The sequence below is a fragment of the Nocardiopsis tropica genome, from assembly GCF_042660575.1.
Taxonomy (GTDB): Bacteria; Actinomycetota; Actinomycetes; order Streptosporangiales; family Streptosporangiaceae; genus Nocardiopsis; species Nocardiopsis tropica.
On sequence record NZ_JBHSUF010000002.1, the window covers coordinates 452,846 to 467,452 of the forward strand.

General features: G+C 72.3%; 13 protein-coding genes. 7 read left to right on the forward strand and 6 right to left on the reverse strand.

Annotation, left to right across the window (positions count from 1 at the left end; translation table 11 throughout):
- Positions 1 to 41: 41 nt before the first annotated feature.
- Positions 42 to 1,103, reverse strand: a complete 1,062-nt coding sequence (bioB, locus tag ACFQBR_RS04950; protein ID WP_344175739.1) for a biotin synthase BioB — start codon at positions 1,101 to 1,103, stop codon at positions 42 to 44.
- A 319-nt stretch (positions 1,104 to 1,422) separates the two neighbouring features.
- Between bioB and ACFQBR_RS04955 the strand changes: the two genes are divergently transcribed.
- On the forward strand, positions 1,423 to 2,871 hold the full coding sequence (locus tag ACFQBR_RS04955; protein WP_352982510.1) for a sugar porter family MFS transporter: 1,449 nt from the start codon (positions 1,423 to 1,425) through the stop codon (positions 2,869 to 2,871).
- 163 nt (positions 2,872 to 3,034) lie between these two features.
- Positions 3,035 to 4,465, forward strand: a complete 1,431-nt coding sequence (locus tag ACFQBR_RS04960) for a sugar porter family MFS transporter (RefSeq protein ID WP_344175743.1) — start codon at positions 3,035 to 3,037, stop codon at positions 4,463 to 4,465.
- Positions 4,466 to 4,490: 25 nt separating this feature from the next.
- Here ACFQBR_RS04960 and ACFQBR_RS04965 read toward each other — a convergent pair whose 3' ends face one another.
- On the reverse strand, positions 4,491 to 4,739 hold the full coding sequence (locus tag ACFQBR_RS04965; protein WP_344175745.1) for an SHOCT domain-containing protein: 249 nt from the start codon (positions 4,737 to 4,739) through the stop codon (positions 4,491 to 4,493).
- A 416-nt stretch (positions 4,740 to 5,155) separates the two neighbouring features.
- On the opposite strand from ACFQBR_RS04965, the gene pabB reads away from it, so the two are divergent.
- On the forward strand, positions 5,156 to 7,228 hold the full coding sequence (gene pabB / locus ACFQBR_RS04970; RefSeq protein ID WP_378552185.1) for an aminodeoxychorismate synthase component I: 2,073 nt from the start codon (positions 5,156 to 5,158) through the stop codon (positions 7,226 to 7,228).
- A gap of 8 nt (positions 7,229 to 7,236) precedes the next feature.
- Here the strand turns inward: pabB and ACFQBR_RS04975 are convergent, their stop codons facing one another.
- On the reverse strand, positions 7,237 to 7,980 hold the full coding sequence (locus ACFQBR_RS04975) for a TetR/AcrR family transcriptional regulator (protein WP_344175749.1): 744 nt from the start codon (positions 7,978 to 7,980) through the stop codon (positions 7,237 to 7,239).
- A gap of 131 nt (positions 7,981 to 8,111) precedes the next feature.
- Here ACFQBR_RS04975 and ACFQBR_RS04980 point away from each other — a divergent pair, with 131 nt between their 5' ends.
- The 3 genes from ACFQBR_RS04980 to helR all read left to right on the forward strand — a co-directional run bounded on the left by ACFQBR_RS04980 (position 8,112) and on the right by helR (position 12,544).
- Positions 8,112 to 9,500: a serine hydrolase domain-containing protein gene (locus ACFQBR_RS04980; RefSeq protein WP_344175751.1), complete on the forward strand. Its 1,389-nt coding sequence runs from the start codon at positions 8,112 to 8,114 to the stop codon at positions 9,498 to 9,500.
- Positions 9,501 to 9,586: 86 nt separating this feature from the next.
- Complete coding sequence (locus ACFQBR_RS04985) at positions 9,587 to 10,195, forward strand: DUF4291 domain-containing protein (protein WP_344175753.1); 609 nt, start codon at positions 9,587 to 9,589, stop codon at positions 10,193 to 10,195.
- 186 nt (positions 10,196 to 10,381) lie between these two features.
- Positions 10,382 to 12,544, forward strand: coding sequence for an RNA polymerase recycling motor ATPase HelR (gene helR, locus ACFQBR_RS04990; protein ID WP_344175936.1), 2,163 nt, complete (start codon positions 10,382 to 10,384; stop codon positions 12,542 to 12,544).
- Between the two features lie 80 nt (positions 12,545 to 12,624).
- On the opposite strand, the gene ACFQBR_RS04995 is transcribed toward helR, so the two are convergent.
- Positions 12,625 to 13,227: a hypothetical protein gene (locus tag ACFQBR_RS04995; RefSeq protein ID WP_344175754.1), complete on the reverse strand. Its 603-nt coding sequence runs from the start codon at positions 13,225 to 13,227 to the stop codon at positions 12,625 to 12,627.
- A gap of 195 nt (positions 13,228 to 13,422) precedes the next feature.
- Between ACFQBR_RS04995 and ACFQBR_RS05000 the strand changes: the two genes are divergently transcribed.
- Positions 13,423 to 13,815 carry a nuclear transport factor 2 family protein gene (locus tag ACFQBR_RS05000; protein WP_344175756.1) on the forward strand — a complete coding sequence of 131 codons (393 nt, stop codon included), beginning with the start codon at positions 13,423 to 13,425 and terminating at the stop codon, positions 13,813 to 13,815.
- A gap of 4 nt (positions 13,816 to 13,819) precedes the next feature.
- Here ACFQBR_RS05000 and ACFQBR_RS05005 read toward each other — a convergent pair whose 3' ends face one another.
- Both ACFQBR_RS05005 and ACFQBR_RS05010 read right to left on the reverse strand, forming a co-directional pair.
- Positions 13,820 to 14,170: a helix-turn-helix domain-containing protein gene (locus tag ACFQBR_RS05005; protein ID WP_344175758.1), complete on the reverse strand. Its 351-nt coding sequence runs from the start codon at positions 14,168 to 14,170 to the stop codon at positions 13,820 to 13,822.
- A gap of 2 nt (positions 14,171 to 14,172) precedes the next feature.
- Complete coding sequence (locus ACFQBR_RS05010) at positions 14,173 to 14,535, reverse strand: type II toxin-antitoxin system RelE/ParE family toxin (protein WP_344175760.1); 363 nt, start codon at positions 14,533 to 14,535, stop codon at positions 14,173 to 14,175.
- Between the last annotated feature and the right edge of the window lie 72 nt (positions 14,536 to 14,607).

Consider the following 14,607-nt stretch of genomic DNA (forward strand, 5'->3'; position numbering starts at 1 on the left):
CCCACGGCGCCGGGGCTCCCGGCCACAGGGGCGCACGCACGTCAGACGTTGGGCGGAAGAGCCGTCCCCGCACCCCGCAGCCGCGGTTTCAGCAGTTCGCTGCGGTCGCCCGGCAGGGCGGGCCCGCCCGCGCCCTGTACCGCGAAGCCGGCGTCCTCGATCATCTCCCGGTCGGCCCGGCCCGCCTGCCCCTCGCTGGTGAGGTAGTCGCCCAGGAACACCGAGTTGGCGATGTGCAGGGCGAGCGGCTGGAGGGAGCGCAGGTGGATCTCACGGCCCCCCGCCAGGCGCACCTCCACGTCGGGGAAGACGAACCGGGCCGCGGCCAGGATGCGCAGGCACCTCTGCGGTGTCAGCTCCCAGGTCCCCTCCAACGGGGTGCCGTCGAAGGGCATGAGGAAGTTGACCGGAACCGAGTCCGGACCCAGCTCCCGCAGGGCCAGGAGGGCGTCGACCAGGTCGTCGTCGCTCTCCCCCATGCCCGCGATCAGGCCGGAGCAGGGGGAGAGGCCGGCCTGCTTGGCCTTCTCGACCGTGTCCACCCGGTCGGCGAACCCGTGGGTGGTGCAGATGTCGGAGTAGCGCTCCTCCGACGTGTTGAGGTTGTGGTTGTAGGCGTCCGCCCCTGCCTCGCGCAGGCGCTGGGCCTGCCCCTCGGAGAGGAGGCCGAGGCAGGCGCACACCTCCACGCCCGGGTGCTCGGCCTTGATGCCCTCGATGGCGGGGGCGAGCCGGGCCACGTCGCGGTCGGTGGGCCCGCGACCGCTGGCCACCAGGCAGACGCGGGTGGCCCCGGCCCCGACCCCGGCCGCCACGGCCGCACGGGTCTCGTCGGGCTTGAGCCAGGTGTACTTGACGACGCCCGCCCGCGAACCCAGGCGCTGAGAGCAGTAGGAGCAGTCCTCGGGGCACAGGCCGCTCTTCATGTTCACGAGGTAGTTGAGCTTGACGCGGCGCCCGAAGTAGCGCAGCCGGACCCGGAAAGCGGCGGCGACCAGGTCCAGCAGGTCGTCGTCGGGGCCGGCCAGGACCGCGAGGAGTTCTTCCCGGGTGGGCTTCTGTCGGCGGACGGCCTTCTCGGCCAGGGCGGGATAAGTGGTCACGTCATGATCCTGGAGGGGCGGGCCGGGAACGCGCAGCCGCCGGACGAGCCAAAAACACGGCGCAGGTCTTGTGCGGAAGCGCCGTTTCCCGTCCGGCGCGGAGCCGCCCGCGCCGACCCGGCACCCGTCGGGCGTGCGGTCCCGGCCGTGGGGGCGCCGGTTCCGGGAGAAGGCCCCCGCTTCCGGCAGCCGGAGGGGCCCGATGCCGGGGCGAACCGGGGCGCGGAAGCGCCAATCCCCGGACAACTTTTGACCCGTGGGCGTTTTGTCCGTGACCTCCGCCGCCTTGTGTGCTCACCCTGGAGGGCTATCGACCAACATGGCGCTGGGGGCAGTGGACGTGAGCGGAGCCAGTCAGTCCAGTACGGGGAAGACTCCGGAGGGTGAGGGCAACATCGTCCACGTGACGATGATCGCCGCCGCGGCGGCGATGGGCGGTTTCCTCTTCGGTTACGACAGCTCGGTCATCAACGGGGCCGTGGACGCCATCCAGCAGCGGTTCGACGTCGGCGCGGCCACACTCGGCTTCACGGTCGCGTCCGCGCTCCTGGGGTGTGTGCTGGGCGCCGCGGTCGCCGGCGGACTGGCCGACCGGCTCGGCCGCATCAGGGTCATGCAGATCGCGGGTGTGCTGTTCGCGGTGAGCGCCCTCGGATCGGCCCTCCCCTTCACGGTGTGGGACCTGACCGCGTGGCGCATCCTGGGTGGCGCGGCCATCGGGCTGGCGTCGGTGATCGCCCCGACCTACATCGCCGAGGTGTCCCCGGCCGCCTACCGCGGCCGACTGGCCTCCCTCCAACAGCTGGCCATCGTCCTGGGCATCGCCGCCTCCCAGCTGGTCAACTTCGGGATCGCGCAGATGGCCGACGGCAGCGCGCACAACATGCTCGGACCGCTCCAGGCCTGGCAGTGGATGCTGGGCGTCGAGATGCTTCCGGCCCTGGTCTACCTGGGCCTGAGCCTGCTCATCCCCGAGTCCCCCCGCTACCTGGTCCGTGTGGGGCGCGTGGACAAGGCCCGCGGCATCCTCGCCGACGTCGAGGGCGGCGGGACGGAACGGGTCAACCGCAGGATCGGGGAGATCCGCGAGGCCCTGGGCTCGGAGGTCCGGCCCCGGCTGCGCGACCTGACCGGACGCCACGGCCTCCTGCCCATCGTGTGGATCGGTATGGCGGTGTCGGCGTTCCAGCAGCTCGTCGGCATCAACGTGATCTTCTACTACTCCAGCTCCCTGTGGCAGTCGGTCGGTGTGGCCGAGACCGACTCGCTGCTGCTGAGCCTGTTCACCTCCGTCGTGAACATCGTCGGCACCTTCGTGGCGATCCTGCTGGTGGACCGGATCGGCCGCAAGCCCCTGCTGCTGGTGGGCTCCGCCGGCATGACCGTGGCGCTCGCCCTGGCCGCCTACGCCTTCTCCAACGCGGTCGTGGACGGCGAGGAGGTGTCCCTGCCGTTCGTGTGGGGCGCGGTGGCCCTGGCCGCGGCCAGCCTGTTCGTGCTGTTCTTCGCCCTGTCGTGGGGTGTGGTCGTGTGGGTGCTGCTGGGGGAGATGTTCCCGCTGCGGATCAGGGCTGCGGCGATGGGCGTGGCCACCGCCACGCAGTGGCTTGCCAACTGGCTGGTCACGGTGAGCTTCCCGAGCCTGCGCGACTGGAACCTGAGCGGGGCCTACCTGATCTACGCGGCCTTCGCGGCGATCTCGTTCTTCCTGGTGTGGAAGTTCGTCAAGGAGACCCGGGGCAAGACCCTGGAGGAGATGACCGGCTGACCTGTCCGCGTCCCCGTCCCCGGTAGGCGACCGGTCGGCTGGGGCCCAAGCGCCGGGCATCTTTTTCCCCGTGGGCGTTTCGTCCGTCCCCCTGCCCCCGCACCGCGTTCACCCTGTCGGTGACGGCCGACGGCGGCGGAGTGCCGCCGAGGAGGGAGCGGGGATGACGAGGACGGGCGGGCCCGGCGCCGGGGGGACGGGCCGGGCGGAGGGAGCAGGTCTCGCACGGGTGACCCTGATCGCCGCCGCGGCGGCGATGGGCGGTTTCCTGTTCGGTTACGACAGCGCGGTCATCAACGGGGCCGTGGACGCCATCCAGCAGCGGTTCGAGGTAAACTCCGCCGTCCTGGGCTTCACCGTGGCCTCCACCCTGCTCGGCTCGGTGGTGGGCGCGGCGATCACCGGCTGGCTGGCCGACCGCAGGGGCCGGATCAGCACGATGCGGATCGCGGGCGTGCTGTTCGCCGTGAGCGCCCTGGGGATGGCGCTGCCCTTCTCCATCTGGGACCTCACCGCCTGGCGGGTGCTCAGCGGTGTGGCGATCGGCATCGCCTCGGTGATCGCCCCGACCTACATCGCCGAGGTGTCCCCGGCCGCCTACCGCGGCCGACTGGCCTCCCTCCAACAGCTGGCCATCGTCCTGGGCATCGCCGCCTCCCAGCTGGTGAACTACCTTTTGGCGAGCCTGGCGGGCGGCAGCGCGCACAACATGCTCGGACCGCTCCAGGCCTGGCAGTGGATGCTGGCGGCCGAACTCGTGCCCGCCCTGGTGTACCTCCTGGTCAGCCTGGTCATCCCCGAGTCCCCGCGTTTCCTGGTGCGGGTCGGCCGCGCGGACGAGGCCGGAGAGGTCCTGGGCCGCGTGGAGGGCGGCGGAGACCGGCAGGTGGCCCGGCGGATCGCGGATATCCGGGAGGCGCTGGGCTCGGAGAGGCCCGCCCGGCTCCGGGACCTGCGCGGGCGGTTCGGCCTGCTGCCGATCGTGTGGGTCGGCATGGCGCTCTCGGCGTTCCAGCAGCTCGTCGGCATCAACGTGATCTTCTACTACTCCAGCTCCCTGTGGCAGTCCGTGGGGGTCCCCGAGGGGGACTCCCTCCTGTTGAGCCTGTTCACCTCGGTGATCAACATCGTCGGCACGGTCGTGGCGATCCTGCTGGTGGACCGGATCGGCCGCAGGCCCCTGCTGCTGGTGGGCTCCGCGGGCATGACGGTGACCCTGGCGGCGACCGCGTTCGCGTTCAGCCATGCCACGGTGGTGGGCGACACGGCGCAGTTGGGCTTCGGCTGGGGAGTGGTGGCGCTCACCGGGGCGAGCTCGTTCGTCCTCTTCTACGGCCTGTCGTGGGGTGTGGTCGTGTGGGTGCTGCTGGGGGAGATGTTCCCGCTGCGGATCAGGGCTGCGGCGATGGGCGTGGCCACCGCCACGCAGTGGCTTGCCAACTGGCTGGTCACGGTGAGTTTCCCGAGCCTGCGCGACTGGAACCTGAGCGGCTCGTACCTGATCTACACCGCCTTCGCGGCGATCTCGTTCTTCTTCGTCTGGAAGTGTGTGAAGGAGACCCGGGGCAAGACCCTGGAGGAGATGACCGGCTGAGCCCGGCCGCAGGAGGGCCGGGCGGTCAGCGCTCCAGATCGATCTTGCGCTGGAGGAACTCCTCGCGGCCGATCTCGCCGCGCGCGTATCTCAGGCGCAGCTCCTCCTCCGCCGCGTCCGGGACCCCGTGTCCGGGCGCTGCGGAGTGCTGCCTCCACTCCGCACGCGGGTGGTCGAACCGCGCGGAGCCCGACACGGTGGTCACCGCCCCGACGAGGAGGGCGCCCAGCGCCACCATGATGAGGATCACGGCCATGGCCATCACGTAGGACATCGTCCACTCCCTGTCCGGTGGAGGAGCCGCCTTCCACCTCTGACTACCTGTCTACCCGGACCGGCATCCCGCCACCAGGCCCCTCACGTACCTGTGGACGGAACCGCCGTGCCCTCCTCGCGCCGGGCGCACACCAGGCCGCCCGGGTCCCCTCCCCGCCCGTTCACGCCGTCCCCACCTCCTCCGGCAACCGTCGGAAGCGCGTCCCGTACCACGGCCCCCGTCCCTGGGCCCGGCGGAACGGTCCCCTGCCAGCCACGCGAGGGTCGGGCCGCAACCTGAGGTGTCAAAATAGGACAGAAATGGCGGGATGTGCGTTCTCCTCGTGGAATGGACCTGGAGCGGAGATCCCGGGAACCCCCGGGCAGACCGGTTGATATCGGGACCGCCTAGGACCTCTACCTGCGGATTCCCTCTTGAGACTGCTGCTGATCGACAACCACGACTCCTACACGTACAACCTCGTCCAACTGGTGGCGCACGTCCTCGGCGACACCCCCCTGGTCCTCACCAACGACGACCCCCGCTGGGCCGCGTTCGACACGTTCTCCGTGGACGCCGTCGTCGTCTCGCCCGGACCGGGCCGACCCCAGAACCCCCGTGACCTGGGCCGCGTCCCCGACCTCCTGGCGGACGGGCGCCTTCCGGTCCTGGGCGTGTGCCTGGGCCACCAGGCCATCGCCCACCTGGCCGGAGCCGACGTGGTCTCCGCCCCCCAGCCCCGCCACGGCCACCTGACGCGGGTCCGGCACACGGGCCGCGGCCTCTTCGCGGGTGTGCCGCAGGACTTCACCGCCGTGCGCTACCACTCCCTGGCCGTCCCGGCGCCCCTTCCCGAGCCCCTGGCCGCGACCGCCTGGGCGGAGGACGACGTGGTCATGGCGCTGGAGCACCGGCGCCTGCCCCGCTGGGGGGTGCAGTTCCACCCCGAGTCGGTGGCCAGCGACTTCGGAGCGGACCTGGTCGCGAACTTCCTGGACATGGCCCGCGCGCACCTGTCCGCGTCCCGCCCCGCACGGGCGTCGGCGGGGGTGCGCGCGTCCGCCGCCGAGGCCGCCCCCGCCCCTCCCGCGGCGGTGCACCCCCGGGCGCCCGAGACGCCCGCCGCCCGCCCCTCGGGCGCGCCGCGAACCCTCGAACTACCGCGCGCCGTCGACGCCGAGGCCGCCTTCTGCCACCTGTACGGCGACGCCGAGTACGCGTTCTGGCTGGACAGCTCCCGGCCCCAGGGGCCCGCCCGCTTCTCCTTCCTCGGCGCCGCCACCGGCGAGGTCCTCACCTACAGGGTCGGCGGCCCCGTCCGCGTGCGCGACGCCGACGGTGCCGAGCACCACGAACCCGGGAGCGTCTTCGACGCCCTCGAGCGCAGGATCGGGCGCCCCGGCCCCGCCCCCACGGGACTGCCCTTCGACTTCACCGGCGGCTACGTGGGCTACCTGGGCTACGAGTGCAAGGCCGACACGGGGGGCGCCGCCGCCCACACGTCGTCCACCCCCGACGCCGTGTGGCTGCGCTGCGACCGCTTCGTCGCCGTGGACCACGTCCTCGGGCGCACCTACGCCGTCTGCGCCGACGGCCTCCCCGACGGCGACGACTGGCTGGCCCGCACCCTGGCCTCCCTGGACGGGCTCGCGCCGCCGGCGCCGCCCGCGCCCCCCGCTCCGGCAGCCGACCTGGCCCCCCTGCTGGAGCGCCCGCGGGAGGGCTACGTCAGCGACGTGAAGGAGTGCCTGGGGCAGCTCACGGCGGGGGAGAGCTACGAGATCTGCCTGACCAACCGCGTCCGCAGGCCCGCCGACGGCGACGTCCTGGACTTCTACCGCCGGATGCGCGCCGCCAACCCCGCGCCCTACGCCGCCCTGCTGCGCCTGGGCGGCGTGAGCGTGCTCAGCGCCTCGCCCGAGCGGTTCCTGCGGGTGGAGGCGGACCGCACCGCGGAGAGCCGGCCGATCAAGGGCACCGCACCGCGCCACCCCGACCCGGCCACCGACGCGCGCGCGGCCGAGGAGCTGCGCACGGGGGCCAAGACCCGCGCCGAGAACCTGATGATCGTGGACCTGCTCCGCAACGACCTGGGAAAGGTGTGCGAGGTCGGCAGCGTGGAGGTGCCCGCGTTCATGTACACGGAGTCCTACGCGACCGTGCACCAGCTGGTGTCCACGGTGCGCGGGAGGCTCCGTCCGGACGTGTCCACCGTCGAGGCGGTGCGCGCCTGCTTCCCCGGGGGGTCGATGACCGGGGCGCCCAAGGTGCGCACCATGGAGATCATCGACCGCCTGGAGTCCTCGGCCCGCGGCGTCTACTCCGGCGCGCTGGGCTACCTGTCGCACACCGGTACCGCCGACCTGAACATCGTCATCCGCACGGCCGTGAGCGCCGACGGGGAACTGACCATCGGGGCCGGGGGCGCGATCGTGCTGGACTCCGACCCCGAGGAGGAGTACGAGGAGATGCTGCTCAAGGCCGCCGTCCCCGCCCGCGGCCTCTGACCCGTGCCTCAGCCGTCGCCGCCGAGGCGGGCGAGCCGCGCCTCCAGTCCGTCCAGGACCCGCTGGAGGCCGTAGTCGAAGCCGCTGTCGCGGATCTCCTCCAGGCTCCTGCCCTCCTGCGCGGCGTGTCCTGCACGCAGCCTCGGAAGGTCCCGGAGCGACTCCTCCATGGCGGGTGCGAGGCTCTCCCGCCACTCGCTCTCGCTGCGGCCGCTGCGCGCGAACACCGACAGGTAGGCGACCTCGCTGGTCACCATGCCCATGACGTAGGCGGTCACGGTGCTCATGGCCTGGTCGGCCTCCTCCACGCCGAAGCCCGCGGCCTCGAACACGCCGAGCAGCCCCTCCGACACCTGCGCCAGGTTCGGGCCGAGACGGGAGAGCCCGACCCGGCCGAGCACGGAGACCATCCACGGGTGCCGCAGGGCGGCCGCCCTCAGGTCCCGGGCGTTGCCCTCGACCGCGGCCCTCCAGCCCCCGGCCCCTTCGGAGGACGGCACCGGCAGCTCGCCGTAGACCTCGTCCACGACGAGTTCGATCAGCTCGTCCTTGCCGGCCACGTGCCGGTAGAGCGACGTGGCCCCGGCGTCGAGCCGGGAGCCCAGGGCGCGCATGCTCAGGGCGTCGATGCCCTCCTCGTCCAGGAGTCCGATCGCCTCGGCCACGATGCGGTCCCGGCTCAGCGCGGGTTGCCCCCCGGACTTGTTCCGCCTGGCCCACACCGACGGGACCGCTCCGGCCCGACCTGCCACGAAGCCTCCTTCGATCGCCACCGACCTCGAGCGGAGACTAGCGGACAGCGTTCTCCCTTGCGCACACCCGACCCTGTGCGTACGGTGTTCGCAATAAGAGAACGCTGTACGCACGAAGGCGGGGAACGACCATGGGCTTCGACACCTCCCACTGGCAGGGCCGGCTCGACGAGCTCGGCGCCGCCCACCGCGTCCCCGGGGCGGCCCTGGCCGTCCTCACCGGCGGCACCGTCCACGAACTGGCCACCGGGGTACTCCACCGGGGGACCGGAGTGGAGACCACGGCCGACTCGGTCTTCCAGCTCGGCTCCGTCGCCAAGGTCTACACCGCCACCCTGGCGATGGGCCTGGCCGAAGAGGGCCTGTTGGACCTGGACGCACCGGTGCGCGACGTCCTGCCCGACTTCTCCCTCGCGGACGAGGAGGCCGCAGGGGTCATCACCCCGCGCCACCTGCTCACCCACACGAGCGGACTCAGCTGCGACCTCGTCGTCGACACCGGTCGGGGCGACGACTGCCTGGCTCGCTTCGTCGCGGCGTGCGCGAAGGAGGACCTGGACTGCCCGCCCGGCACCGCGCTCTCCTACAGCACGAGCGGGTTCAGCGTGCTCGGCCGCGTCATCGAGGTCCTGACGGGCAGCACCTGGGACCGGGCGCTCAGGGACCGGGTGCTGGACCCCCTCGGCCTGGACCACACCATGACCCTCCCGGAGGAGGCCCTGCGCTTCCGCACGGCGATGGGCCACACGGGAGGGGCCGGGGAGGGCCCCGAACCGGCCCCGGCCTGGGACCTCATGACGCGTTCGTCCAGCCCCGGGGCCATGGTCCTGGCCACCGCCGGAGACATGGTGCGCCTGGCGCGGGCGCACCTGGAGGACGGCAGGGCGGCGGACGGCGTCCGTGTCCTGGCCCCCCGCACGGTGCGGGCCATGCGCGAACTGCAGGCGGAGTCCCCCGACAAGTGGTCCGTCGAGGCCGCCGGGTGGGGCCTGGGCTGGACCCTGTACGACTGGGACGGGGTCCGGGGCTTCGGGCACGACGGCGCCGCCACCGGCCAGTACTCCTACCTGCGCGCGGTGCCGGGCGCGGGGGTGGCCCTGGCCCTGGTCACCAACGGGGGAGGGGCGCGCAGCCTCTACGCCGACCTGTTCGGGGAACTGCTCGCCTCTCTGGCCGACGTGCGCATGCCCGACCGCTTCGCTCCTCCGGAGCAGCCTCCCGCCGTGGACACGGCCCGCCTCACCGGCGCCTACCGCCGTCCGGGCGTCGTCATCACCGTCACCGGGGGCGGGAACGGCCTCCGGATGGTCTACGAGTTCGTGGACGGCATGAGCCGCTTCTCGCCGCCGCTGGAGGCGGACCTGGTGCCGGTGGAGGAGACGGCCACGGCGACCGTGTTCGCGGCATCCGTCAGCGGTACCTCCTTCGGGGAGGACTGGATGCCGGTGGTCTTCACGACGTCCGCCGACGGCACACGGTACGCCTACGTCGGCATGCGGGCCGCGCCCGAGGTCGTCTGAGCGGCCGGTGCGCCACCGGTGGGGGAGCGGTCGCCCCCGGAAATCCGGTTGCCCGGGGACCGGCCGGGGCACCACCCTGAGCGGTCATGAACGCCCCCGACGTCCCGCGGTACCAGATCCGCGCCCTGCACACCGACACCTCCGTCACCGTCTACCAGGCCTACACCCCCTCCATCGGACTGCCCGCCGCCCGGCAGGGCCGCTTCCCCTCCTCCTGGAAGAGGGAGCGGATGACCTGGGTGAAACCGTCATTCATGTGGATGATGTACCGATGCGGGTGGGGTCTCAAGAAGGACCAGGAGACCGTGCTGGCGGTGGAGATCAGCCGTGAGGGGTTCGAGCTCGCGCTGCGCGACGCGTGCCTGTCGCACTTCGAGCCCCGCGTGCACACCGACCGGGAGACGTGGAGGCGTCGGCTGCGGGAGTCCTCCGCGCGTGTGCAGTGGGACCCCGAACGCAACCTGAGCCTGGCCCCGCTGGCCCACCGGTCCCTCCAGCTGGGGCTGTCCGGGCAGGCCTCGCGGCGCTACGCCGACGAGTGGACCGTGTCCATCACCGATGTGACCCCGCTGGTCCGGCGTGTGCACGCGCTCGTCCGGGAGGGGGACACCGCCGCGGCCGCCCGCCTGCTCCCCGAGGAGCGCCCCTACCCGGTTCCGCCGGAGGCCCTGGACCACCTGCGTCCCGCCGGCTGAGGCCGCCGACCGCCGTACGCGTGCGGCGGCCCACCGGGCCGTCCCCCCAGGGGCCCGCCCCCGGCGCACGAAAAAGGAGAGGGTTCTGGGAACTCCTCTCCACTCTCAACTTATAGCGCACCCGGGGGCTTGCGGCAAGACCCCCGTCGTGCTGCAGAATCGTCCTTCGTGACCAGCACCGACGACATGGGAGACGGCGTGAACAGCCTCACCACCAGCGCGTTCGACCTCCCCGAGCACCTCGCCGCCAAGGCCGCCCCGGCCCTGATCGCCGACGACGAACGGCACTTCGCGTCCATCGCGCAGAGCCTCGAACAGTCGGTCTCCGAACTGTCCGCCCGCCTGGACGCCCGGCGCAGCGCGCCCGTCGGCAAGGGGCGTGAGGTCCTGGACCGGGACCTGGAGATCCACCGGATGGCCAACCGCCTGCGCGCCCTGCGCCGTTTCGGCCTGGACCTGTGCCTCGGGCACATCGTCGGCGCGGACGGATCCGATCCCGTCTACATCGGGCGGCTCGGCCTCACCGACGTCGAGGGGCGCCGCCTCCTGATCGACTGGCGCTCCCCGGCGGCCGAACCGTTCTTCGCGGCCACCCACGCCGACCCGATGGGGCTGGCCAGCCGCCGCCGGTACCGGTGGACCCGCGGCCGGATCAGCGACTACTGGGACGAGGTGTTCACCGCCGACGGGTTCGAGGGGCACGCCGCCCTCGACGACCAGTCCGCCTTCATCGCCAGCCTGGGCGACAACCGGTCGTCCCGGATGAGGGACGTGCTCGGCACCATCCAGGCCGATCAGGACGCCATCATCCGCGCCGGGTCCCGCGGCGCCCTGGTCGTCGACGGCGGGCCGGGCACGGGGAAGACCGTCGTCGCCCTGCACCGCACCGCCCACCTCCTGTACTCCGACCCGCGGCTCGGCCACCGCCGGGGCGGCGTGCTGTTCGTCGGTCCGCACCAGCCCTACCTGGCCTACGTCGCCGACGTCCTTCCCAGCCTCGGGGAGGAGGGCGTGCAGACCTGCACCCTGCGGGACCTCGTCCCGGAGGGCGCCTCGGCGAAGCCGGAGAAGGACCCCGGAGTCGCCGCGCTGAAGTCGTCGGCGGGCCTGGTCGACTCGATCGAGGCGGCCGTCAGGTTCTACGAGAAGCCGCCTGCCGAGGGGATGACGGTCTCCACGGACTGGTCCGAGGTCTGGCTGGGCGCCGACGACTGGGCCGAGGCGTTCTCGGCCCCCGGGCCGGGGACCCCGCACAACGAGGCGCGTGAGCAGATCTGGGACGAGCTGGCGTCGATCGTGGCCGACAAGCACGACGACGAGGACGTCACCCCCGACCTCGTGCGCGGTTCGCTCATGCGGGACGAGGAGCTCGTCACGGCCCTCCAGCGCGCGTGGCCGATGATCGAGCCGACCGATCTCGTCGGCGACCTGTGGTCCGTCCCCGCCTACCTGCGCCTGTGCGCGCCCTGGCTGGACCCGGACGAGGTCCGCGGGCTCCAGCGGGAGGACGCCCAGGCCTGGACCGTGTCCGACCTGCCGCTCCTGGACGCGGCGCGCCGGCGCCTGGGCGACCCGGGGGCGTCACTGCGCGAACGCCGGCGCAGGGCCGCCGTCGCGGCCGAGCGCGAGCGCATGTCGGGCGTCATCGACAACCTGCTCGCGGCGGACGACGACGGCGAGGGCATCGTGACGATGCTGCACGGACGGGACCTCCAGGACACCCTGGTGGACGAGGCCGCACTGCCCTCCGCGAGCCCGGACCTCCTCGCCGGACCGTTCGCGCACATCGTCGTGGACGAGGCCCAGGAGCTGACCGACGCGGAGTGGCGCATGCTGCTGCTCCGCTGCCCCTCCCGGAGCTTCACCATCGTCGGGGACCGCGCCCAGGCCAGGCACGGGTTCACCGAGCCGTGGCGGGAACGGCTCGAACGGGTCGGGTTCGACCGGATCGCGACGGCCTCCCTGAGCATCAACTACCGGACGCCGGAGGAGGTCATGGCGGAGGCCGAGCCGGTCATCCGGGCCGCGCTGCCGGACGCCAACGTGCCGACCTCGGTGCGCGCGGGCGGGATCCCCGTCACGCACGGACCCGTCGAGGACCTGCACAGGGTCCTCGACGCGTGGCTCGCCGGGAACGCGGAGGGGACCGCCTGCGTCATCGGCGATCCGGCGTTCCGGGCGACGCCGCGCGTGCGTTCCCTGACACCGCAGCTGGCGAAGGGGCTGGAGTTCGACCTGGTCGTCCTCGTCGACCCGCAGGGGTTCGGCGAGGGGATCGAGGGTGCGGTCGACCGCTACGTCGCCATGACCCGCGCGACGCAGCGCCTGGTCGTCCTCACCGGCGGCTGACGGCGGCCGGTACGGCACGATCGGCGCCGCCGGGGCCGGGCCGCGCCTTCGCGGGCGCACCCGCCCCCGGGGGGCCTACGTCAGCTCCGGCCGTCCGCGGTGAGCGGTGCGCCGTCCAGTGCGGTGCCGGTGAGGGTGGCGCGGACCTCGGTCACGACATCGGTGCTGCTGATCGCCAAGCACGACATCGAGCAGAGGAGGAAGCCCGTGCGGTGCTGTCCGCGCACGGCGCCGGACCCCGGGGAGAGGCAGTGGCGCGCACCGTCGCGGAGCCAGGTGTACACGCCGTGGACGTCGTCGTCCTTCCAGCCCCTGAGACCGGCCGCGCCGATGCCGAGGGCCAGCGTCTCGGCCAGGTAGTCCGGGTCGAAGTAGCTCTCGAGGCGAATGGTCAGCTCCTTGAACCCGTGGCCCCCGCCGAAGGCCCACACGGCCTGGAGCGAGTTGACGCCCTCGGCCGCGGGAGTCGCCTCCAGCCGCCACTCGTACTCCTCCAGGAAGGGCGCGTGTCGTTCGAGCCACCTCTTCCGCTTGCGGGGCGGGACCACCCAGGGCCGGGGGATCTCGTGGAAGGGCGGCCACTCGACCTCACCGCATCCCCACCGCCCCGGCCAGGACCGGACCCGTTCCCGGTTGGCGACGAACTCCGCCCGGAGTCCGTCCGCCCCTCGTCGCACAGCCACGGCACCTCCTCGTCTCTCGGCCCCCGCCCTCACCTCTCGGCCACGGCGGCGCTCAGGCCGCAGATGTCGCCGCGTCGGGACATGCCGAAATCCTCTGCCATGGGATTGTCCCGGGGAGCGGGCCGCCCGAGGTGGTGAGACGCTGGGAGAGGGAGAACGAGGCGTGTGTCGGCCAGCGGCGAGGAACCACCGCGTGTGGCGGGTGAGGGGTACGGCATGGAGGACGGCGACGGTGTCGAGCGGGCGATCGAGGGGGAGCTGCGGCTGCTGGACCCCCGGGTGCGCGCGTCACGGCACCTGGCGGGGGAGCTGCTGGACCCGGAGTTCACCGAGGTCGGCAGGTCAGGGAGACGTTGGAACCGTCAGGCGATACTGACCGAGCTGCCGACCACGGACGGGCCGGTGCCCGCCGGGGCGGCGCCGGTCCGGGTTACCGGCATGGCAGGACGGTTGGTCGCACCGGGGGTGGTGCACCTGGCCTACACCACCGACCGCGGCGGGGTGCGGGCGCTGCGGAGTTCGCTGTGGCGCCTGAACCCCGACGGAGTGTGGCGGCTGTACCACCATCAGGGCACACCCGCCGCCTGACCGCTCAGGCGGCCGTCCCTTCCCTCGGAGCGCTGACGGGCATGCGCAGGAGGTGGTCGCCGAAGTCTGCCACGAGCTCGAGTCGACCACCCATCGCCTCCACGTATCGGGCCACGACGTCGAAGGAGGAGACCTCGCCGTGTTCGATCTGGGACACTCTGGCGACGCTCACCCCCATGGCCTCCGCGATCTCCCGCTGGGTGAGCTCATGACGTTTCCGGGTGAGGGCAAGCTGGTGCCCGCGAGCCTCGGCCAGGAGGAGGCGGGTCCCCTCTTCGATTTCCTCAGGGCTGACGCCCGCCGAGTACAGCTCCTGCTCCAGGGACCCCCAGTCCTCCGGTGTGCGCTTGGCCATGCTCATTCCTCCGGCTCGTCGGTGTATTCGGCATAGAGCCGCTCGGCACGCGGGATATTGGTCCGGTACCACCGTCTCCAGTCTCCCGACTTGTCACCCCCGAGGAGAAGCAGAGCCGAACGCGAGGGATCGAAGGCGAAGACGATCCTGATCTCAGAGCTCCCACCGGAGCCCGGGCGAAGCTCTTTGAGGTGGTGCAGACGTGATCCCTTGAGCCGGTCAACAAGTGGTCGTCCCAGCATGGGGCCTTCCTGCCGCAACGCCCCAACAGCTTCGGCGACCTGGGCAGCTGAACGAAGGTCCTCCTTGATCAGCGTTCGGAACCATTCCGCATACTCCTCGGTGCCCTTGACGGGCCAGGACAACAGAACGCCTCGTTCAAGGCCTCTTATAGCTTAAGAAATCCCTTGAATTGTAGCCATCCAGTAACTCCCTGA